Source organism: Micromonospora maritima, from assembly GCF_902825405.1.
Lineage (GTDB): Bacteria > Actinomycetota > Actinomycetes > Mycobacteriales > Micromonosporaceae > Micromonospora > Micromonospora maritima.
On the sequence record NZ_CADEAU010000950.1, the window covers coordinates 1 to 765 of the forward strand.

General features: G+C 75.2%; 1 protein-coding gene and 1 pseudogene. Both read right to left on the minus strand.

Annotated features, from left to right (window positions below; all coding sequences use genetic code 11):
* The coding region (locus tag HUW36_RS33750; RefSeq protein ID WP_246248462.1) for a D-glycero-alpha-D-manno-heptose-1,7-bisphosphate 7-phosphatase at nucleotides 1-474 on the minus strand (474 nt) is incomplete at its 3' end.
* A 35-nt stretch (nucleotides 475-509) separates the two neighbouring features.
* Nucleotides 510-765: pseudogene (locus HUW36_RS33755) on the minus strand (transferase); the annotation flags it as partial.

Here is a 765-nt window from a genome sequence, read left to right on the forward strand (position 1 = left end):
GGCCACCTCCTCGGGCCGGGTGACCGCTGTGGGCACCAGCACGCCGGCGGCGCCGGCGGCCAGCGCCGCCGTCATGTCCCGCCCGATGTCGCCGACCACCACGCAGCGGGTGGCGACGGTGCCGAGCGCGCCGGCCGCCTCGTGCACCAGTCCCGGTGCGGGCTTGCGACAGACGCAGCCATCTCCGTCGTCGTGCGGGCAGATCGCCCAGTGGTCGAACGGGCCGAGCAGCTCCTCGACCCGGGCGTGGACCCGACGCATGTCCTCGGCGGTGAAGTACCCCCGCGCCAACCCCGACTGGTTGGTCACCACGGCCAACCGCAACCCGGCCGCCCGCAACCGGTCCAACGCCTCCCGCGCCCCCGGCACCGGCCGCACCTTCTCCCGATCCCCGTTGTACGGCACGTCCTCGACAAGCGTGCCGTCCCGGTCGAGCAGCACCGCGTCGTAGAGCGAGGGGCCGGTGGATGACATGGGCGAACAGTTGCCCTGCGACAAGGAGGTAAACATCAGCGACCGGCCCGGACCGGCAGTGCACGGGCCCGCCACCAGCCGCGTACCCAGTGGACGACCGCCAGCGGCGGGATCAGCGCGCTGGTCGCGACCATCGTGGCGACCTCGTCCGGGGTGCGCGGACCGGGCGCGATGCGGGCCCAGGCGAATTCGGCGGTGCCGGCCGCCCAGCCGAGCATGGCGAGGCCACCGAGCACACCGGCCGCCTGCCGTGACCGGGACGCCGGCCGGGTGGCGGCGCGTGCCGCGGCG